The organism is uncultured Streptomyces sp. (assembly GCF_947488945.1).
Lineage (GTDB): Bacteria > Actinomycetota > Actinomycetes > Streptomycetales > Streptomycetaceae > Streptomyces.
The window spans coordinates 118,634-136,754 of the sequence record NZ_CANLBS010000018.1 but is presented as its reverse complement, the minus strand read 5'-3'; the positions used below and the strand labels follow the sequence as shown (position 1 = coordinate 136,754).

Sequence of the window (18,121 nt, the reverse complement as noted above, 5' to 3'; positions counted from 1 at the left end):
CTGCCTAGGCGATGACGAGGGTGGCCATGTGGGCGAGCATCCGGTCGGCGTCGGGTGTGCGGCCGGTGAACAGCCGGAACGCGTGGGCGGCCTGGTGGACGGCCATGCCGCCGCCGTCCAGCGTGCGGCAGCCGGCCGCCCGTGCGGTGCGCAGCAGTTCCGTGTCGAGCGGCCGGTAGACCACGTCGGCGACCCAGAGCCCGGGATGCAGCAGCTCGGCGGGGAGCGGCAGTCCCGGATGGTGCGCCATGCCCATGGGGGTGGCGTGCACCAGACCGTCGGCGTCCGCGAGGAGCGCGCCGAGCTCCCCGGCTGGTGCGGTGCGGGCCCGGTCCGCGCCGAACCGGTCGGCGAGTGCGGCGGCCAGCTCCGTCGCCCGGCCGGCGTCCGTGTCGACCAGGGTGAGCCGGTCCGCCCCGAGGGTGAGCATCGCGTGCGCCACCGCCGCGCCCGCACCGCCGGCGCCGAGCTGCACGACCCGCCGGGTGGGGGCGTCCGCCAGCCCGCGGGCGAACGACTGGGCGAAGCCGCTCCAGTCGGTGTTGTGGCCGCAGGACCTGCCGTCGCCGTCGAACACCACCGTGTTGACGGCGCCCAGCGCCCTGGCGTCCTCGGACAGCGCGTCGAGGTGGGGGACGACCGCCTGCTTGCCGGGGTGGGTGATGTTGAGCCCGTCGTAGCCGAGTCGCCGCGCGGTGCGGACGAGGGCGCCCACGTCCTCGGCGCCGAGCCCGAGCCCGTCCAGATCGAGGGTGCGGTAGAGCAGGCGCACCCCGTGGTGGTCGGCCTCGCGCTCGTGCAGGGCGGGGCTGAGCGAGGGCCCGATGCCGGAGCCGATGAGCCCGATCAGGTACGAGGACGGCTGCGGGGTCATGCGGCGCTCTTCTCCAGGAGGTGGGCGACGTGGCTGAGGGCGAGGGCGTATCCGTGGATCCCCGCGCCCGCGATCATGGCGTCCGCGACCTCCGCGACGTACGACCGGTGCCGGTACTCCTCGCGCCGGTGGATGTGGGTGAGGTGCACCTCGACGACCGGTCCCTCCACGATCGCGAGCGCGTCGCGCAGGGCGACCGACGTGTGGGTGTAGCCACCGGCGTTGACAACGATCCCGGCGGCGCCGGTACGGGCGGCGTGCACCGCGTCGATGAGCGCGCCCTCGTGGTTGCTCTGGAGGAAGTCCGTCTCCAGGCCGTGGCGCGCGGCGGTCTCCCGGCAGAGCGCCTCGACGTCCGCGAGGGTCTCCGAGCCGTACAGGGCGGGCTCCCGCAGGCCGAGGAGATTCAGGTTCGGTCCGTTGAGGACCAGCACGCGGGGCGGTGGCGGCATCGGCTCTCCTGACGCAATGTACTGAACGGTTCATCACTTATAGCGGATCTCTCCCGGACGGCGAAAGGGGTACGCGGCCTTCGTGTGCGGGGGCGTGGGCGATTCTGTACACACTCTTGACATGGACGGGACGCGACTGAACCATGTCGGGCATCGCGCTTATGGACTATCTGGTTCGTAACTTCGCCGCAGCGGGACACTCGACGAGGAGCACCACGTGACCGACCGGCCAGTTCACGCAGACACCGGCGGCCCGACGCCGCAGGGGACGCCCCGGAAGGCGGCGGTCGCCGCCTGGATCGGCAGCGCCCTGGAGTACTACGACTTTTTTATTTACGGCAGCGCGGCGGCGCTGATCTTCTCCCGGGTCTTCTTCGACACCTCCGACCCGGCGACCGCCACCCTCCAGTCGCTCGCGACCTTCGGCGTCGCCTACGCGGCCCGCCCCGTCGGCGCCTTCTTCCTCGGGCACGTCGGAGACAAGTACGGCCGCAAGAAGATCATGCTGTTCACCCTGATGCTGATGGGGATCTCGACGTTCCTCATCGGCTGTCTGCCCACCCGCGACCAGATCGGCGGCCTCGCCCCCGCGCTGCTGGTCTTCCTGCGGGTGCTGCAAGGGCTCTCGGCCGCCGGAGAGCAGGCCAGCGCCGGGTCCATGTCGCTGGAGCACGCGCCGGACGGCCGCCGCGGCTACTTCACCAGCTTCACCCTGAACGGCACCCAGTTCGGCCAGATCATCGCCACTCTCGTCTTCATCCCGGTCGCCGCCCTGCCCGACGAGCACCTGCTCAGCTGGGGATGGCGCGTCCCGTTCTGGCTCAGCGCCGGAGTGACCGTCCTCGGCTACTACATCCGCCGCAGGCTGGAGGAGACCCCCGTCTTCACCGAGGCCGTCACCGAGGGGACGGTGGCCAGGATGCCGGTGGCCGAACTCTTCCGCGACCACTGGACGGACGTCCTGCGGGTGACCTGCGCGGCGTTCATCGCCACCGTCACCACGATCTTCAACATCTGGGCCCTCTCCTACGCCACCGGCGACGACGTCGGCCTGGACGAACCGGTGATGCTCTGGGTGGGGGTCGCCGCCAACGCGGTGGCGCTGATCGCCATCCCGCTCTGGGCGAAGCTCTCCGACCGCATCGGCCGCAAGCCCGTCTTCCTCGTCGGCGCGATCGGCAGTCCCGTCATGATGTTCGTCTACCTCGGCGCCATCAACTCCCGCAGCTACCCACTGGTGTTCCTCACCGGGATCATCGGGCTCGGCGTCGTCTACTCCGCGGCCAACGCCATCTGGCCCGCCCTCTACGGCGAGATGTTCTCCTCCCGGGTCCGTATGTCCGGCATGGCCATCGGTACCCAGATCGGCTTCGCCGCCGCGGGCTTCGCGGTCGCCTCCGCGGCCGGTATCGCCTCCCCGGAGGGCTGGCTGGGCCTGAGCGGCTGGCAGGGCGTCGGCATCTTCACCGCGATCCTCTGCGCCATCAGCGCCGTGGCCGTCGCCACCGCCCGCGAGACCTACCGGGTGCCGACGCAGGAGTTGGGGCTCAAGGGAGCGAAGGCCGAGGCCGCGCGGCGTGCACGCGGCGGCCCGGACGTGACGCGGGGCCGGGAGGCCGAGGCGCCGGTGAAGGGCTGAACCCCGGCCCGCTTACCGGGCGGGCCGTACGCCACCCGTCGCGGTGGGCGGACCGGCGGTGAGGCCCGTCCGGGGCGGTTACCCGCGGCTCCGCTCCCCGGCCGCCGCCCCGCGGGCCCCGGCGTCCGTGCTCGCACGGCTCGTGCTCGGGGCGTTCGCGCCTGCGCCGCCCGTGCCCGTGCTGTTTGCGCCCGTGCTGTTCGCGCCGGTGCTCTTCGCGCCGCCCGCGCTCTCCGTGCCGTCCGCCCCCAGGCTCGCGAGCAGCCGCAGCCCGTCTTCGGTGGGGCTGCCGGGCTGCGCGGACAGCACCAGCAGCTCCATGCCCGGGGCGTCCGGCAGGGCGAAGTTCTCCTGGTGCAGCTCCAGCAGCCCGACCAGCGGATGCCGGTACGCCTTGCGCCCGTGGGTGCGGGCGCGCACGTCGGCGCGGGCCCAGAGACGGCGGAACCGCTCGCTGCCCATGGCCAGTTCGCCGATGAGCGAGGCCAGCCGCGGATCGTCCGGGTACTGGCCCGCGGCCAGCCGCAGGTGCCCGACCACGTCCAGGGTGCACCGCTCCCAGTCCGCGTACAGACCGCGCTCCGACTCTTCCAGGAAGAGGTGCCGGGCGGTGTTCAGCCCCGGCAGCGGGCGACCGTGGAGGAGCCGGGCCAGGCGGTTCCCGGCCAGCACGTCCAGCCGGTGGTCCATGATCAGCGCGGGCGCGTCGGCGACCAGGTCGAGGACGCGCAGCACCTCCGGCCGCACCCGCCCGCCCGGCGCCTTCGCCCGGCGCCGGCGCTGCCGCGCGAGCCGGTGCAGGTGCTCACGCTCGGTCTCGTCCAGCCCCAGCACCTGCGCCAGCGCGTCGAGGACCTGCTCGGACGGCTGGGTCGCCCGGCCCTGCTCCAGACGTACGTAGTAGTCGACGCTGACCCCGGACAGGTGCGCGACCTCTTCGCGGCGCAGCCCCTCGACCCGGCGGCGGCTGTCGACCGGGATGCCGACGGTCGCCGGGTCGATGCGGGAGCGCCGGGTCCGCAGAAAGCTCGCGAGGTCGTCCATGCGTCCAGTATGGGCACGCCACGGGCGCGCGAAGGGGGCCCTGCCGGTACCAGGAAGTCCCGTCCTACGGAAGAAGCGCCCCTGAACACCGCGCCCCGCGACGCGCAGGATCGGAGGCAGCAACCGATCCGAAGGAGTCACCATGAAGACACTGATCGTCCACGCCCACCCCGAGCGGGAATCCCTCAACGGCGCACTGAAGGATCTCGCGGTGGCCACGCTGGAGTCCGCCGGGCACGAGGTCCGGGTGAGCGATCTGTACGCGATGAACTGGAAGGCGGTCGTGGACGCCGCGGACTACGGCCCCGAGGCGTCGAGTCCGCTGCGGGTCGCGGCGGACTCCGGCCGGGCCTTCGAGGCGGGCACGCTCACCCCGGACGTCGTCGCCGAGCAGGAGAAGCTGCTGTGGGCCGACACGATCGTCTTCCAGTTCCCCCTGTGGTGGTACACGATGCCCGCGATCCTCAAGGGCTGGGTGGACCGGGTGTTCACCTACCGCTTCGCCTACGGGGTCGGCGAGCACAGCGACACCAAGTACGGGGAGCGTTTCGGCGAAGGCACCCTCGCGGGCAAGCGGGCCGTGCTCTCGGTGACCGTCGGCGGCCCCGCTTCGCACTACTCCGACCGCGGGATCAACGGCCCCATCGACGACCTGCTCTTCCCCCTCCACCACGGCATCCTCTACTACCCCGGCATCGACGTGCTGCCGCCCTTCGTGGTGCACGGCACCGACCGGCTGACCGGCGACGACTTCGCGGACATCGCCAAGGCGTGGGAACAGCGCCTGCTCACCCTGGAGTCCACCGAACCGATCGCCTTCCGGAGGCAGAACTTCGGGGACTACGAGATCCCCTCGCTGCACCTCAAGGAGGGACTGGAGCCGGCCGGCCGCACCGGATTCGGGCTGCACGTGCGGGGCTGACCCGGCGGCCTCCCGCCCGGCCCGCCCTCCGGCACGGCGGCGGCACGGATTCCCCGGGGCCGGGGCCGGGGCCGAGGGCGGAGGGGCCGGTTGCCTCTCCGGTCAGCCGACTCTGCCCCCGGGGCACCTTGTGGGGGAAGGAGACCGTCGTCTACCAAGAGACATCACTTCCGTGTCGATAGGAGAGTTTGTGCGCACGCACGGCAAGGACCGGAAGGACGAACCCCTCGACGAACGGCTCCCGGCGCGTACGCCGACGGCGACGGGCAGTGGCCCGGCGCCCGGCCTCATGGCCCTTCAGGGAAGCATCGGCAACGCGGCGGTGGTGCAGCGGCTGCGGCGCGCGGGCGCGATCCCGGAGGAACAGGGTCACCTGCACGGCGACGGCTGCGGGCACGGGCCGGGCGAGCAGGCCCCGGTGCAGCGCTCGTCGGTGCACGACGTCCTGCGCGGCGCGGGCCGCCCGCTGGACCGGTCGACCCGTGCTGACATGGAGTCCCGGCTCGACGCCGACTTCTCCGACGTCCGGGTCCACGACGACCGTTCGGCCGGGCAGTCCGCGTCCGAGGTCGGCGCCCGTGCCTACACCTCGGGCAGCCACGTGGTCCTCGGCGACGGGGGCAAGGACAAGGAGACCCTCGCGCACGAGTTGACCCACGTCCTCCAGCAGCGTCAGGGGCCGGTCTCCGGCACCGACAACGGTGCGGGGCTGCGGGTCTCCGACCCCTCGGACCGCTTCGAACGGGAGGCGGCGGCAAACGCGCGGCGCGTGATGAGCGCCCCCCGCCCGTCCGGCCACGCGAAGGCGGACGCCGGTACGGGGGAGGCCGCCGTGCGGGCACCGGTCCAGCGGGCGCCGCTGCGGACCGCGTCGGTCCAGCGGATGCCGAAGGCGGCGAAGACGAAGACCGGCCGGGGCAGGAAGGGTGCCGCGCCCAACGCGAAGGACCAGCTCATCAAGGAGCTGACGGGAACCTGGGGCTGGACGGCGCACGGTGGCGCGCAGAACCGTACCCTTCACCGGACCAACCCCCCGGAGGAGAACCAGACCGCCGCCCTGAACGCCACCGGGAGGATCTACCAGGGCAGCGGCAACACCCGCCCGCCCAAGGACTTCGCGGCCGCCCGTACGACGCAGAGCATGCGCTGGATCTCGACCCTGGCCAAGGACTACCTCGGGCAGGTCTCCTCGCCCGCCGAGGAGGTGCAGGTGAGCGCGATCGGCACCGACCTGTACATCTCCGCCAACCAGAACCAGCACAACGCGAAGCTGCGCGCCCTGGCCGAGGAGCACCCCAACGCCAAGGCCTTCGCGAAGGCGCTGGTCGGCGCCTTCGGGACACCCGACGCCGCGGCGATGGGCCGGTTCGCCCGCCACACCGGCAAACTGTCGGACCGGGTGGTCGAGGGGGAGACCGACGAGGGGGACTACGCCGAGATCGCCGGCATGACGGTGAAGGTCCCCGGGGACGTGTCCAAGGACGACGACGGCCTGCACGCCGAGCGACGGCTCCAGAAGATCGAGGGCTTCGACCCGGCGAGGACGGTCGGCGTCAAGCGCCCCTGCGTCGTCTGCTACACCCAGATCTACGCCACCCCGGTCGCCGAGGGCAACGTCGAGGTCTACCCGGGTCCGCTCTGGCCCAGCAAGGCGGCCAACAAGGGCATGGAGGACTACGAGGAGGAGAGCGTCGAGGACTACGCCAAGTACCTGCACGAACTGGTGGACGCGGTCGGCGGCACGTACATCACCTTCACCCAGGACGGCGACCTCACCTGGGACCAGAACAGCGACTCCGACACGGACCGCGAGGGGAACAAGGTGGGTGGCGACGCCGGGGCCATGGACGTCGACTCGGACACCTGAGCCCGCGGGGCCCGCACGGAGCCACCGGCCGCCACGGAACCGCCAGATCGGGTTCCCCGGCGGCCCTGGGTAGGGTGGGAGGCGTCGATGCAAGCGAGAAGCGGAACAAGGAGCAGTCGTGAGCGAGCCGGCGTCCATCGCCCTGCAGCAGGAGATCGCCCGGGAACTGGAGGTCGGCGAGACCTTCGACGCCGAGGTGGAGATCGAGCGCCGGGTGGCCTTCCTCGCCGAGCGGCTGACCTCCACGGGGCTGCGCGCGCTGGTGCTCGGCATCAGCGGCGGCGTGGACTCCACCACCGCCGGCCGCCTCAGCCAGCTCGCCGTCGAGCGGGCCCGCGCCGCCGGCCACGAGGCGCGGTTCTACGCGATGCGGCTGCCGTACGGGGTCCAGGCCGACGAGCACGACGCCCAGCGCGCGCTCTCCTTCATCCAGGCCGACCACGTGCTGACGGTCGACGTGAAGCCCGCCAGCGACGCCGCGCTCGAAGCGGCCCTGGCCGCCGGTGTGACCTTCCGCGACCGCGCCCACCAGGACTTCAACCTCGGCAACATCAAGGCCCGCCAGCGCATGATCGCCCAGTACACGGTGGCCGGCGCGTACGGCGGCCTGGTCGTCGGCACCGACCACGCCGCCGAGGCGGTCTCCGGCTTCTTCACCAAGTTCGGCGACGGCGCGGCCGACCTGGTCCCGCTGACCGGCCTCACCAAGCGCCGGGTGCGCGCCGTGGCCGAAGTCCTGGGCGCCCCCGCCGAACTGGTGGGCAAGGTCCCCACCGCCGACCTGGAGTCCGACGCCCCGGGCAAGACCGACGAGGACGCCCTCGGGGTCACTTACAACGACATCGACGACTTCCTCGAAGGCAAGCCGGTCGACGAGAAGGCCTACGAGAAGATCGTCAGCCGCTACCGCCTCACCGACCACAAGCGCCGCCAGCCCATCGCCCCGTGACGGCGTAGCACGGTAGGGAACGGGGGCCGCCGGGTCGGGCGGGCCCCGTTCCGCGTTGCGGGTCGAGCGGCGGGTGGCGTTGGCGGGCGGCACTCCGCCCCCTGGTGCGCGCCTCGACCGGTCAGGCGCGCGGCGCGCCGTGCTGTGCGGTGAACGCCTGCCATGCGGAGGGTGATACGGCGAGCGCGGGCTTCCGGGTGTCCTTGGAGTCGCGGACGAGGATGCGTGCGGGGGTTGTGGCGACCTCGACGCAGTTGCCGCCACCGGTGCCGCTGTAGCTGCTCCTGTAGTACGCCACTTCGGTGGTGCTCATGGTGGCCGCTCGCTTCTGCGTTGTTTACGACATGAATTGCTTCGGTTCAGACGCAGATCTCGCTCGCGCGGCAGGCGAAAGCCTGCCATGCAGAGAGAGATACGGCGAGCGCGGGCTTCCGGGTGTCCTTGGAGTCGCGGACAAGGACATGCGAGAGTGCTTGGGCGACTTCAACGCAGTTGTCACCGCCCCCACCGCTGTAGCTGCTCTTGAGCCAGGTCAGTTCGGTGGTTTCCATGATGCCCCCTCATATCCACTGGTAACTGAGGAAACGCTGTCATTCAGGCCCGGCTCTTCGTCGCGGTGGACGTGAAAGCCTGCCATGCGGAGGGTGATACGGCGAGCGCGGGTCGCTTGGCGTCCTTGGAGTCGCGGACAAGGACACTCGCAGGGGTCGTAGCCACCTCCACGCAGTTTCCGCCGCCTCCGCCGCTGTAGCTGCTCTTGAACCAGGCAAGTTCGGTGGTGCTCATAGCGCTCCTCGCATCTGCTCCAGCAGACTCGTGGTGGCTTGATGGCTCAGAGCCTGCGAGCGCATCTTGCCATAGCGCTGAAGCATTGCGCTTGCGGCTTTCGGGGCAGTGACGAGCATGCTGCTGTCGTGGGCTTCGACGTACCCCACCCACCGGTTTTCGGTTGTCTCGGCGAGGTAGAGAGGGCCCTCGAAACCGGAGTGATCTTCCTGGTGCAGTGGCATCACCTGGATCTCGACGTTCCTGAGGTGTCCGGCGGCCAGCAGGTGGTCGAGGAGCGTGCGGGTTACGTGAGCGCCCGCCAGACGCCGTTCCAGCAAGGACTGCTCGACGATGAAGCTGAACGTGGTGTTGGGCCGTTCAGCCAAGAGGCGTTGTCGTTCCAGCCGTGCGGTGACCTGATACTCGAACTGCGCCTCGCACAGAGGGGGGAGGCGCCGTTCGAAGAGCGCCCGGATGTACGGCTCGGGCTGGAGCAGGCCAGGAATGACACTGCACTCGTACGCGTACAGCGAGACCGCGTCCTCCTCGATCGCCGCCCACTGCCGGAACCACGAGGCCAGTCCGGCCTTCCGTCGCAGGCTGCTCAGGGCCGCGACCAGTACGCGGCCGGCGGTCGGGCCGAGTACGGCCTCGCAGCGGTCCGGGAGGTCCTCCGGCGGGAACCGCTTGCCCTGTTCGATTTTGGCGATGTAGGCGGCCGAATAGCCGACCCGGGGAGCGAACTGCTCCTGTGTGAGGCGGGCTTCGTCCCGCAGGGCTTTCAGGACGGCGCCGAACGTCCGGAGGCTGTCGGAGAGTTCGGACTCGCCTTTCGGTCCGGTCCCCGCACCGCCTCCGGCGTGGACGACCGTGCCCCCGTTGTCCGTCGTCATCCGCAGCCGCCTTCTTCCGTGCCGGGGCCCGCCCGCAGGCCGTGTCCGCGCCGCACCCTGTGCCGTACGCGCTCCGCGCGTGGTGCGCGCCAGGCGCACATCGTCACGCACCGTGACCCGTACAGTCCAGCGCGTCAGCCCATACAAGGGGATCTGTATCGGCGTCGGACCTGGAGGCGGAGCCTGGCGCTCCGCAGGCTGGAGGCATGCACGCAACTCAGCCCCAAGTTGGCTCATCCGCACTGACGTTCGCACAGCGTTTCTCCGCGACCCGGCGCGGAGCGCGCCTGGCACGTCTGCTGGCCGCGCACCAACTCACCGCGTGGGGACACCCGTACGGCACAGGCCTGCACGACACGGTCGTGCTCGTCGTCGCCGAACTGGCCGCGAACGCGGTGCTGCACGGGCGGGTGCCCGGCCGGGACTTCGCGCTCCGGCTCGTCCGCGACGACGGGCGGGGTGTCGTCCGTGTCGAGGTGTCCGACACGCATCCCGCGCAGCCGGTCCGCCGTGTGCCGCGGGCCGACACCGAGGGCGGCCGTGGGCTGATGATCGTCGCGGCGCTCGCCGCGGAGTGGGGTGTGCGGGAACGGGTCGGGCCCGGCAAGACGGTGTGGGCCGAGTGCGCGTGGCCTGCGGGTCCGGCCGTGGGCGCGGGGTCCTCGTGTGCGACGCCGGACCGCGAGTGACGCCGTTGACGGGCAGGTGGGCAGGTGGGCAGGTGGGCAGGTGGGCGGGGCAGGGGCGGGCAGGCGCCCGGCGGGAGTGCGGAGGTCTGGTTCCCGGTCGGGTCCGAGGCGCCGGACCCGGTGACCGGTGGTCTCGAACGGGCCGGGCAACCGAATGAGTTCGCGCCGGAGTTGCCCCTGAAGCCCGGCCCGGCCGCCCGATCGCACCCCGTCCGTGCCGCTCAACGTGGAGGCGTCCGGCGCACGGCGGGAGGCGGCCGTGCCGGTTCAGTTCACGGTCTCGCCGTGCTGCGGCGTGGTCGCGCCGGGCGGCAGGAAACAGGCGCTGACCGTCTTGCCCGATCGCTGCGGGTGCGTGGTCCAGCTGTCCGCGAGGGCGTCGATGATCGCCATGCCTCGGCCGCCGGTCATGGACAGGTCCTCGGACCGCTGCACCGGTTGCACCGGGTCGGAGTCGTGGACGCTGACATGGAGGCAGTGGCTGTCCCAGGTCAGCACCACCTGCGCCTCGCTGTGCGCGTGCACGTGGGCGTTGGTGATCAGCTCGGACACGGCGAGCAGTACCGAATCCACCGTGTCCGGCGCGTCCTTGGTCCACGGCAGGGAATCCAGGTGCTCCCGCGTCCACTGCCGCCCGGCGCGTACCCCGCGCGACACGGGGAACGACTGCGCCCACCCGACCGCGCGCAGGGACGTATCCCGATTTCTGGTCACAGGACCTCCTCTTCCGATCTGTCCTGTGGGTCGGGTACCCCCGCCCGCACGGGTTATGGGCCGGGCCCGGCCCCGTCCCGCCGCAGACGGCCCGACGCCCGCCCCCGCGGTCCGCTTCTCCGGACGGACCGGGGCGGCGGGCGGGGACGGGCGTCGGGACGTGCCGAGGCGGTGCGCCGGTCAGTCGACCGTGATGGCGTCGAGCTTCTCGCGCAGGTAGACGTGCGAGTCGACCGGTTCGTACGCCACCACCCCCTTCGGGGCGGGCAGCGGGGTCACCGTGGTGCCCGGGTCGCACTCGTAGAAGTAGACCAGGGACATGAGCTCCTCGGCGGGCGCGTCGGCCGGCGGCGGGAGCACGCGGTGACGGCCGGAACGCCAGCGGTCACCGGTCCAACGGGCCATCAGGTCACCGATGTTGATCGTGAAGGCGTCCGGGTCGAACGGCGCGTCCTCCCAGCCCCCCTCGTCCGTGAAGACCTGCAGGCCGCCCTTGCCGGCCTGCCGGTCCAGGACCGTGACCGTGCCGAAGTCGGTGTGCGGGCCGATCCGGAACTGGCCCTCCTGCGGCGTGCCGGTGACCTCGGTGCCCGGGTACCAGTTGACGTTGAAGCCCCACGTCGGGTGGTCGGTGTGCCGGGTGAAGAAGTCCGCCGGCTCGTCCAGGGCCGCCGCCAGCAGCTCCAGCAACTGGTCGGACAGGGCCCGCATCGCCGTCAGGTACGCGTGCGACAGCTCCTTGAGTTCGGGAGCCTCGGCCGGCCAGACGTTGGGCCGGAACCACTCGGCGTCCACGGCCGGGTCGCCGGTCGGCTCCTCGGAGGCGAACGTCAGCGACTCCTTGAGGTCCGGGGGCGTCTCGGTGCCTTCGGAGTAGCCGTTGGCCTCGGCGCCCGGTCCGAGCCAGCCGCGCCCGCCCACCTTCACCGAGTACGGCTGCTTCTCCTCGGCCGGCCGGCGGAAGAAGTCGCGGGCCGCGGAGCGGATGCCCTCCCGCAGCTCCGGCGCGACGCCGTGACCGGTGACCAGCAGGAAGCCCGCGGTCCGCAGCGCCCGGTCGACGGTCGCCGCGATCTCCGCACGGGCCTGCGGGTCACCCGAGAGCCAGGGCCCCAGGTCGATGGTCGGCACGCGCGGCGCCGCGGTGGCGGTGCCGGTCGCGGGGGATGCCGCAGGGGTGGTGTCACTCATCGCCGATGTCCTCGTTCCACAGTTCCGGCCGTTCCTCGATGAAGGCGCGCATCATCGCCACGCACTCCGGATCGTCGAGCAGCACGATCTCCACCCCGTGCTCGGCCAGCCACCCGTGCCCGCCGTGGAACGTGGTCGCCTCGCCGACGACCACCCGGGAGATCCCGAACTGGCGGACCAGCCCGGAGCAGTACCAGCACGGCGACAGCGTGGTCACCATCGTGGTCCCGCGGTACGAGCGCTGCCGCCCCGCGTCACGGAAGGCGTCCGTCTCGCCGTGCACCGAGGGGTCGTCGTCCTGCACCCGCCGGTTGTGCCCACGGCCCAGCAGCCGCCCGTCCGGGCCGTAGAGGGCGGCCCCGATCGGGATACCGCCCTCGGCGAGACCGGTCCTGGCCTCCTCGACGGCGGTGTCCAGCCAGCGCCGCGCGAGCACCGGGTCGAGCCCGCCACCTGCGATGTTCTCCTCGCGATCCATGGCTCCCACTCTGCTGTGGCCGAAACAAGGGGGCAACGTGCGGAAAGTACTCTCCGAACAGCTGATGGCCGGACGATGTGTCGGGAGGACCCCCTGTGCCCGCGTTGACCTTGCGTGAGATCTTGACGCTCGATGTGGTCCGGGACGCCGCACCCGAGGTGCTCGCCCACCGCGAAGGGCTCGACGTCCCCGTGCGCTGGGTGCACTCCAGCGAGGTCTACGAGGGTGCGCACTTCCTGGACGGCGGCGAGCTGATGGTCACCGACGGGCAGATGCTGGTCGGCGTCAGCGGCCCAGACCTGCGGCTCTATGTCCGGGAGCTCGTCCACAGAGGAGCCGTCGGACTGGCCGTCGAAGTGGGCCGGTCGCTGCCGCGGATGCCCGAGGAGATGGTCGAGGAGGCCGCCGCCGTCCGGCTGCCGCTCGTCGCGCTCCGGCGGATGGTGCCCTTCGTGCGCGTCACCGAGGCGGCCAACCGGGCCATCGTCACCCGCGGTCTGACCGAGCGCGCCGTGCACGTCGACAGCGCCGACCACGCGGCGTCCCTCCTCGCGGACCTGGCCGAATCCCGTGCCCTCAACCAGCCCGAGGTGGACGCCCGCGCCGCGCTCTCCGACTTCCACCCGGGACCCGGCGCCCGGCTGGTCGGGGTGTCCCTCACCGGCGGTCCGCGCACGGTCACCCGCGCCCTGGCGCTGCTGGGCGCGGAGGGCCGCTGCAACGCTCTGCACGCGATGTTCCCCGGCGACGTCCTCGCCCTGCTGGCCCTGCCCGCCGCGCGGCACGGGGTCGCCCGCGACGCCGTCAGGGCGGTGCAGGAGGCCTTCGCCGCCACCGCCGAGCCCGGCACCACGGTGGCCGTGGGACACGCCGTGCCCGCCGACGGGGGCTGGCTGCGCTGGAGCGACACCGTCCGCACCGCCCGCACCACGCTGGAGCTGGCCCTCACCGTCCCGGCCCCCGAACCCGTGCCGGGCGACCTGCCGCAGGTCACCTCCTCCCGTGCGCTGGCGTTGGAGCGCGAGTTGACCCGGGGCGGGGTGGACGCCAACCGGGACCGGCTCGCCCGGCTCGTCCAGCAGACCCTCGGGCCGCTGCTGGAATGGGAGGCCGCCCACCCCAGCGACCTGGTCCGCACCCTGGAGGTGCACCTGCGGCACGGCTGTTCGCCGACCCGCACCGCCTCCCTGCTGCACATCGGCCGTCAGTCGCTCTACCAGCGCCTGGAGCGCATCGAGTCGCTGCTCGGCCTGGAGACGGGCGACCCGGACCTCCTCGGCGAACTCCTCGCCGCCACCTGTGCCCACCGCGTCGTCCGGGGCAGCCGCCCCGCCCTCCGGGCGCTGCGCACGGTCGCCTGACGCGCGGAACCCCCCGGGGCCGTGTCAACACGGTGCGGGTCCGTGACCGGTGCGGGTGGTGTGGTGGCTGTTGTGGGGTGGGGCGGTGGCTCGTCCGACCATGATCGCGGTGACGGCGGTCGCCCTGCGTGCGTGGGCGGGGCGGCAGCGCCGCGTGGCAGCACCGTGCTGTCCGAAGACCGATGAGGAGTGGCCGCGATGGCGAACGAGCTGAAGTACGGCGACAGGATCCACCTGCAGAACGCCTACAACGACTACAAGGGCGGATACCTCGACACCAACGGGCACGCCAGCGCGTCCGGCGCGAAGTACGGGGTGTCGACCGCGGAGTCGCCGACCCGGGGCCAGGGCACGGGCACGTGGGAGATCCTGTCCGCCGGCGGCAAGGCGGCCGGCACCCCCGTCACCAGTGGTGACCTGATCCAGCTGCGCAACCTCTACGGGGGCGACGGCGGGTACCTCGACACCAACGGGCACGCCGGCAGCGCGCAGAAGCAGGCCGCGGCCCTGTACGACGTGCTGACCTCGACGGCCAAGGAGCGTGCCGCCGGTTCCGGCACGGGCAACTGGCGCATCTTCGCCCGCACCTCCTCGCCCGCGGACGGCACGGTCCGCACCGGCGACGTCGTGCACCTGTGGAACACCTACGCCGGCAACGGCGGATTCCTGGAGACGAACGGCAGCGGTGCCGCCTCGGGCCAGTACGAGGTCTGCACCAACGCGTACTTCAACCGCGCCGAGAACGTCGCCGACTGGAAGATCCACCGCGCCTGACCTTTGAGCGGAGGGGCGCTGTGGCGGCCTTGCTGCGGAAGCCCGTTGTCCGCCGCGCGTTGCCCCCGGAGAACCAGGATCCGGCGCGAACGCGCCCGCGGCCGCACCGGCCGCGGGCGCTTCCGCGGCTCGGCCGGCGGGTCTCCCTGACGTCGAAGCCGGCGGGCCGTGGCCCCGCGACGTCCCTTTTGGGCCACGCGCGTGCGGATGTGCCGGTTCGGGGCCGATGTGGGGGGCCGGGGTGCCATGCTGGGGGTGTCGAGGGGGTCAACGCCGTTGGCCACCAGGGATGTTCGCTCCGCTGCGGGTACGTCCCGGTGGCGGTGGCCGGGGGGCGGTGGACACGCGGCGCCCATGGGTCGCCGTCTCGGCACCCTGACGCGGGGTGGGCCTCGAAGAAGGTTGAGGCACTCGATGTCTTCACGCTCCGCGTTACGCCCGTCGCGTCTGCGACGCAGACTCTCCGCGCTGGTCGCCGCCGGCGCGCTCGCCGTCGCCGGGCTGGTCGCGCTGCCCGCCCCGGCCGCGCAGGCGCTGCCGCCCGCCCCCGTGGCGTACGTCGCCGACCTGAGCGGCAACACCGTGACGGCGCTCGACACGGCCACCAACACGGCCGTCGCGACCATCGCCGTGGGATCTTCCCCGATCGGTGTGGCGGTCTCCCCGGACGGTACCCGCGCCTACGTCGCCAACAACGGCTCGTCCTCGGTGTCGGTGATCGACACCACCAGCAACACCGTCACGACGACCATCGCGGTCGGCGCCGGTCCCATCAAGCTCGCGGTGTCCCCGGACGGCGGCACCCTCTACACCGCCGACTCCGGTGCGAACACCGTCTCCGTCGTCGACACCGCCACCAACACGGTCACCGGAACCGTCGCGGTCGGCGCCCTCCCGTTCGGCATCGCGCTGTCCCCGGACGGCACCCGCGCCTACGTCTCCAACAACAACGGCAACACGGTGTCGGTGATCGACACCGCCACCGACACCGTCGTCGCCACCGTCGGCACCGGCCTGAAACCCAATGTCATCAAGGTGACCCCGGACGGCACCCGTGCCTATGTCGGCAACCAGAACTCCCACACCGTCACAGTGATCGACACGGCCACCAACACCGTCACCGCGACCGTCCCCGTCGGTATCGGTCCCTTCGGCCTCTCACTCTCCCCGGACGGCACTCGCGCCTACGCCAGCAACAACAGTGCGTCCTCGGTCTCTGTGATCGACACCACCAGCAACACCGTCGTCGCCACCGTCGGCGTCGGCAACGGCCCGTTCGAGTCCGCGGTCACCCCCGACGGCGCCTCGGTGTACGTCCCCAACGGCTACAACGGCACCATGTCGGTCATCGACACTGCCACCAACACCGTCACCGCGACCTTTTCACTCGGGCCCTTCCCCTACGCGGTCGCCTTCGCCCCCGCCGCCGTCCCGCCGGCCGCGGACATCGACGTCAATCTCACCGCACAGCCCCGCCTCGGCATCCTGGCGCCCTACCTCAACTACACCCTCACCGCGCACAACACCGGCCCCGACGCCGTCACGTCCGCGACCCTGACGGCGACACTTCCGCCGGGCAGCTCCGCCACCAGTCTCTCCGCCGGGTGCACCGCCGCCGGCACCACGGTCACCTGCTCCTACGGGCCCCTCGCCGACGGCGCCGCCGTGAACAAGACCTTCCGCGTCCCGTTGAGTCTGCTGGCCCTTGGGCCGGTCACCGTCACCGGCCTGCGGACCGCCTCCGCACCCGCCGACCCCAACCCCGCCAACGACACCGCGAGCGCGACCTGCACCGCCCTCTCCATCGTCCTGGTCAGCTGCCCCTGACACCGGCCGGACGCTGAACCCGCCCCACCCCACCGCCCGCTGTCCTCCGCCGGCCCGCGAGCCGGCGGAGGACAGCGGCATCGCCATGCGCGAAGGTCACCAGCCCGACGTCGGCCCCCGCCCCGGGGACGCCGCCGACCCGCGACGCAGGGTCAGGTGCACGGCGGCGCTCAGGAGGAAGCCGACCACGCAGGTGACGTCGCCGAGGGAGGGCCAGTGCCCGGCCGCCCAGCCGACGAACTTCTCCTGGTTGGAGAAGAGGAGGACGGAGACCGCGAACCCGGCCAGCAGGGCGACGAGGCCCTTCCAGTCGTCGGTCTGGGGGTCCGAGGCGTCGGTGAGGGAGCGGAAGACCCGGGCGTCGGGGAGCTTGCGGGCGAGCCACCGTTCGGCCATCATCACGCCGAGCCAGGGCGCCACCCAGTACGCGATGACCAGCAGGAACGCCTCGTACGCGGCGCCCGCGTCGGAGAGCGAGGCCCAGGCGGCGAGGGTGCCCGCCACGCCGGTGACGACGACCAGCGTGGCCCGGTTCAGCCACCGGGGGAGTTTCAGGCCGAGCGAGGTGACGGACATCGACGACGAGTAGATGTTGATCGCGTTGGCCGAGACGGCGCCCAGGATGACGGCGATCAGGACCAGGTCGCCCAGCCAGCCCGGCAGATGTCCGGTGAAGGCGGCGGTCGGGGTGCCGGCGCCGTCGGTGGCGATGGTGGCCGAGGCTGCGCCGATGAGGGCGACCACCGAGACCGACAGGAACAGGCCGAGCGCCGGGTAGAGCGCCGTCTTCCAGCGGGGGGTGGCGGCCGGCAGATAGCGGGAGTAGTCCGCCGCGTTCGGGTTCCAGCCGGCCGCGTAACCCCAGGCGGCGCTGAACGCCAGCAGGAAGCCGCCGATGCCGCCGCCCGTGGACGGGGCGCCGAGGTCGGCCTCGCGGAACGTCCAGACCCCGGCGAGCAGGAAGACCACGGCCAGCACGGGAAGGGCGTAACGCTCGAAGGCGTGCACGAAGTTGTGGCCGATGAAGCCCACCAGGATCTCGCAGGCCACCACCAGCAGCAGCGACGGCAGCGGGCGCAGGCCGGTGAGGGTGTTGAGGGCGAACGCGGCGCTGACGCTGTTCACCGCGAACCAGCCGACGCCGGTGATGAGCGCCGTCATCGCCGAGGGCAGGGCGTTGCCCCGGTGGCCGAACGCCCGGCGTCCCACCACCATCTGCGGGACGCCGAACCGCGGTCCGTCCACGCTGAGGATGCCGTGCGAGACCGCGCCGAAGGCGGTGCCGAGCAGCAGGGCCGCTGCCGCCTGCCAGAAGTTCAGCCCGAAGAAGAGGACCGAGATCACCCCGATGTACACGGTGGCGAACTCGATGTTCGGGGAGGCCCACGTCCACAGCAGGCCCCGGGCCCTGCCGTGCCGTTCGGCGGCCGGAATGGGGTCGGCACCGGCCGTCTCGACGGCGATGACTCGGTCCCCGTACGCGGGTTCGGGTGTGCCGGCGGAATCGGCGGTGAGGGTCGTCATGCCCGTAGTGTCGGCGGTCCGGTGACCGCGGCCCAGGGGCGCACTGTCCGCTCCGCGCCGGGGGAAGACGTACAGCTTGTACGAGGCACGGACCGGCCTCGTGGCGGGCGCCCGGCGAGGCGGGCCGCCACCCTGGCCCGGCTCCGGCGCTCACG

The 18,121-nt window shown here is 72.2% G+C and carries 19 protein-coding genes; 8 read left to right on the top strand and 11 right to left on the bottom strand.

The features are described 5' to 3' along the window. Nucleotides 1-4: 4 nt before the first annotated feature. Together Q0994_RS25420 and aroQ are read right to left on the bottom strand one after the other, a co-directional pair. Nucleotides 5-874 carry a shikimate dehydrogenase gene (locus Q0994_RS25420; protein WP_299538641.1) on the bottom strand — a complete coding sequence of 290 codons (870 nt, stop codon included), beginning with the start codon at nt 872-874 and terminating at the stop codon, nt 5-7. After that, nucleotides 871-1,326, bottom strand: coding sequence for a type II 3-dehydroquinate dehydratase (gene aroQ, locus Q0994_RS25415; protein WP_299538639.1), 456 nt, complete (start codon nt 1,324-1,326; stop codon nt 871-873). Before aroQ ends, Q0994_RS25420 begins: the two co-directional genes overlap by 4 nt. Nucleotides 1,327-1,543: 217 nt before the next feature. On the opposite strand from aroQ, the gene Q0994_RS25410 reads away from it, so the two are divergent. Then, entirely contained in the window at nt 1,544-2,965 is a 1,422-nt protein-coding gene (locus Q0994_RS25410; RefSeq protein ID WP_299538636.1) for an MFS transporter, read from the top strand. A gap of 78 nt (nt 2,966-3,043) precedes the next feature. On the opposite strand, the gene Q0994_RS25405 is transcribed toward Q0994_RS25410, so the two are convergent. Continuing rightward, nucleotides 3,044-4,009, bottom strand: a complete 966-nt coding sequence (locus Q0994_RS25405; protein ID WP_299538634.1) for a helix-turn-helix transcriptional regulator — start codon at nt 4,007-4,009, stop codon at nt 3,044-3,046. 142 nt (nt 4,010-4,151) lie between these two features. Here Q0994_RS25405 and Q0994_RS25400 point away from each other — a divergent pair, with 142 nt between their 5' ends. The 3 genes from Q0994_RS25400 (at nt 4,152) to nadE (ending at nt 7,747) form a co-directional block, all read left to right on the top strand. Next, nucleotides 4,152-4,931, top strand: coding sequence for an NAD(P)H-dependent oxidoreductase (locus Q0994_RS25400; RefSeq protein ID WP_299538631.1), 780 nt, complete (start codon nt 4,152-4,154; stop codon nt 4,929-4,931). A 190-nt stretch (nt 4,932-5,121) separates the two neighbouring features. Next, nucleotides 5,122-6,798, top strand: a complete 1,677-nt coding sequence (locus tag Q0994_RS25395) for a DUF4157 domain-containing protein (protein ID WP_299538629.1) — start codon at nt 5,122-5,124, stop codon at nt 6,796-6,798. 118 nt (nt 6,799-6,916) lie between these two features. Further along, the gene (gene nadE, locus Q0994_RS25390; protein ID WP_299538626.1) at nt 6,917-7,747 is read left to right on the top strand and encodes an ammonia-dependent NAD(+) synthetase; all 831 of its coding nucleotides are present in this window, start codon (nt 6,917-6,919) and stop codon (nt 7,745-7,747) included. Between the two features lie 121 nt (nt 7,748-7,868). Here nadE and Q0994_RS25385 read toward each other — a convergent pair whose 3' ends face one another. From Q0994_RS25385 to Q0994_RS25370, 4 genes are read right to left on the bottom strand one after another with little or no spacing between them, the layout of a single operon-like run. After that, on the bottom strand, nt 7,869-8,060 hold the full coding sequence (locus Q0994_RS25385) for a DUF397 domain-containing protein (RefSeq protein WP_299538624.1): 192 nt from the start codon (nt 8,058-8,060) through the stop codon (nt 7,869-7,871). Nucleotides 8,061-8,106: 46 nt separating this feature from the next. Further along, entirely contained in the window at nt 8,107-8,298 is a 192-nt protein-coding gene (locus Q0994_RS25380; RefSeq protein WP_299538622.1) for a DUF397 domain-containing protein, read from the bottom strand. 43 nt (nt 8,299-8,341) lie between these two features. Next, entirely contained in the window at nt 8,342-8,533 is a 192-nt protein-coding gene (locus Q0994_RS25375; protein WP_299538619.1) for a DUF397 domain-containing protein, read from the bottom strand. Then, nucleotides 8,530-9,408: a helix-turn-helix transcriptional regulator gene (locus tag Q0994_RS25370; RefSeq protein ID WP_299538616.1), complete on the bottom strand. Its 879-nt coding sequence runs from the start codon at nt 9,406-9,408 to the stop codon at nt 8,530-8,532. The genes Q0994_RS25375 and Q0994_RS25370 overlap by 4 nt, the downstream gene beginning before the upstream one ends. A 206-nt stretch (nt 9,409-9,614) precedes the next feature. Here Q0994_RS25370 and Q0994_RS25365 point away from each other — a divergent pair, with 206 nt between their 5' ends. Further along, nucleotides 9,615-10,097 (top strand): ATP-binding protein, encoded by a 483-nt coding sequence (locus Q0994_RS25365; protein WP_299538613.1) that lies wholly within the window; start codon nt 9,615-9,617, stop codon nt 10,095-10,097. A 267-nt stretch (nt 10,098-10,364) separates the two neighbouring features. Here the strand turns inward: Q0994_RS25365 and Q0994_RS25360 are convergent, their stop codons facing one another. The 3 genes from Q0994_RS25360 to Q0994_RS25350 form a co-directional block, all read right to left on the bottom strand. Continuing rightward, on the bottom strand, nt 10,365-10,787 hold the full coding sequence (locus Q0994_RS25360) for an ATP-binding protein (protein ID WP_363325575.1): 423 nt from the start codon (nt 10,785-10,787) through the stop codon (nt 10,365-10,367). A gap of 204 nt (nt 10,788-10,991) precedes the next feature. After that, on the bottom strand, nt 10,992-12,002 hold the full coding sequence (locus tag Q0994_RS25355) for an isopenicillin N synthase family oxygenase (RefSeq protein ID WP_299538607.1): 1,011 nt from the start codon (nt 12,000-12,002) through the stop codon (nt 10,992-10,994). Beyond that, a complete protein-coding gene (locus Q0994_RS25350) occupies nt 11,995-12,480 on the bottom strand; it encodes a nucleoside deaminase (protein ID WP_299538604.1) in 486 nt (161 codons plus the stop codon). Before Q0994_RS25350 ends, Q0994_RS25355 begins: the two co-directional genes overlap by 8 nt. A gap of 122 nt (nt 12,481-12,602) precedes the next feature. Between Q0994_RS25350 and Q0994_RS25345 the strand changes: the two genes are divergently transcribed. The 3 genes from Q0994_RS25345 to Q0994_RS25335 all read left to right on the top strand — a co-directional run bounded on the left by Q0994_RS25345 (nt 12,603) and on the right by Q0994_RS25335 (nt 16,442). After that, the gene (locus Q0994_RS25345; RefSeq protein ID WP_299538601.1) at nt 12,603-13,841 is read left to right on the top strand and encodes a PucR family transcriptional regulator; all 1,239 of its coding nucleotides are present in this window, start codon (nt 12,603-12,605) and stop codon (nt 13,839-13,841) included. Between the two features lie 198 nt (nt 13,842-14,039). Next, on the top strand, nt 14,040-14,615 hold the full coding sequence (locus tag Q0994_RS25340; protein WP_299538598.1) for a hypothetical protein: 576 nt from the start codon (nt 14,040-14,042) through the stop codon (nt 14,613-14,615). 414 nt (nt 14,616-15,029) lie between these two features. Continuing rightward, nucleotides 15,030-16,442 carry a beta-propeller fold lactonase family protein gene (locus tag Q0994_RS25335; RefSeq protein WP_299538596.1) on the top strand — a complete coding sequence of 471 codons (1,413 nt, stop codon included), beginning with the start codon at nt 15,030-15,032 and terminating at the stop codon, nt 16,440-16,442. 96 nt (nt 16,443-16,538) lie between these two features. On the opposite strand, the gene Q0994_RS25330 is transcribed toward Q0994_RS25335, so the two are convergent. Then, nucleotides 16,539-17,966 carry a cytosine permease gene (locus Q0994_RS25330; RefSeq protein ID WP_299538594.1) on the bottom strand — a complete coding sequence of 476 codons (1,428 nt, stop codon included), beginning with the start codon at nt 17,964-17,966 and terminating at the stop codon, nt 16,539-16,541. Between the last annotated feature and the right edge of the window lie 155 nt (nt 17,967-18,121).

What these genes read in the sequence shown, in the direction of transcription:
- Q0994_RS25420 (WP_299538641.1), bottom strand. Translation starts at nt 874, where the DNA reads ATGACCCCGCAGCCGTCCTCGTACCTGATCGGGCTCATCGGCTCCGGC.
- aroQ (WP_299538639.1), bottom strand. Translation starts at nt 1,326, where the DNA reads ATGCCGCCACCGCCCCGCGTGCTGGTCCTCAACGGACCGAACCTGAAT.
- Q0994_RS25405 (WP_299538634.1), bottom strand. Translation starts at nt 4,009, where the DNA reads ATGGACGACCTCGCGAGCTTTCTGCGGACCCGGCGCTCCCGCATCGAC.
- Q0994_RS25400 (WP_299538631.1), top strand. Translation starts at nt 4,152, where the DNA reads ATGAAGACACTGATCGTCCACGCCCACCCCGAGCGGGAATCCCTCAAC.
- Q0994_RS25385 (WP_299538624.1), bottom strand. Translation starts at nt 8,060, where the DNA reads ATGAGCACCACCGAAGTGGCGTACTACAGGAGCAGCTACAGCGGCACC.
- Q0994_RS25380 (WP_299538622.1), bottom strand. Translation starts at nt 8,298, where the DNA reads ATGGAAACCACCGAACTGACCTGGCTCAAGAGCAGCTACAGCGGTGGG.
- Q0994_RS25375 (WP_299538619.1), bottom strand. Translation starts at nt 8,533, where the DNA reads ATGAGCACCACCGAACTTGCCTGGTTCAAGAGCAGCTACAGCGGCGGA.
- Q0994_RS25370 (WP_299538616.1), bottom strand. Translation starts at nt 9,408, where the DNA reads ATGACGACGGACAACGGGGGCACGGTCGTCCACGCCGGAGGCGGTGCG.
- Q0994_RS25365 (WP_299538613.1), top strand. Translation starts at nt 9,615, where the DNA reads ATGCACGCAACTCAGCCCCAAGTTGGCTCATCCGCACTGACGTTCGCA.
- Q0994_RS25355 (WP_299538607.1), bottom strand. Translation starts at nt 12,002, where the DNA reads ATGAGTGACACCACCCCTGCGGCATCCCCCGCGACCGGCACCGCCACC.
- Q0994_RS25350 (WP_299538604.1), bottom strand. Translation starts at nt 12,480, where the DNA reads ATGGATCGCGAGGAGAACATCGCAGGTGGCGGGCTCGACCCGGTGCTC.
- Q0994_RS25340 (WP_299538598.1), top strand. Translation starts at nt 14,040, where the DNA reads ATGGCGAACGAGCTGAAGTACGGCGACAGGATCCACCTGCAGAACGCC.
- Q0994_RS25335 (WP_299538596.1), top strand. Translation starts at nt 15,030, where the DNA reads ATGTCTTCACGCTCCGCGTTACGCCCGTCGCGTCTGCGACGCAGACTC.
- Q0994_RS25330 (WP_299538594.1), bottom strand. Translation starts at nt 17,966, where the DNA reads ATGACGACCCTCACCGCCGATTCCGCCGGCACACCCGAACCCGCGTAC.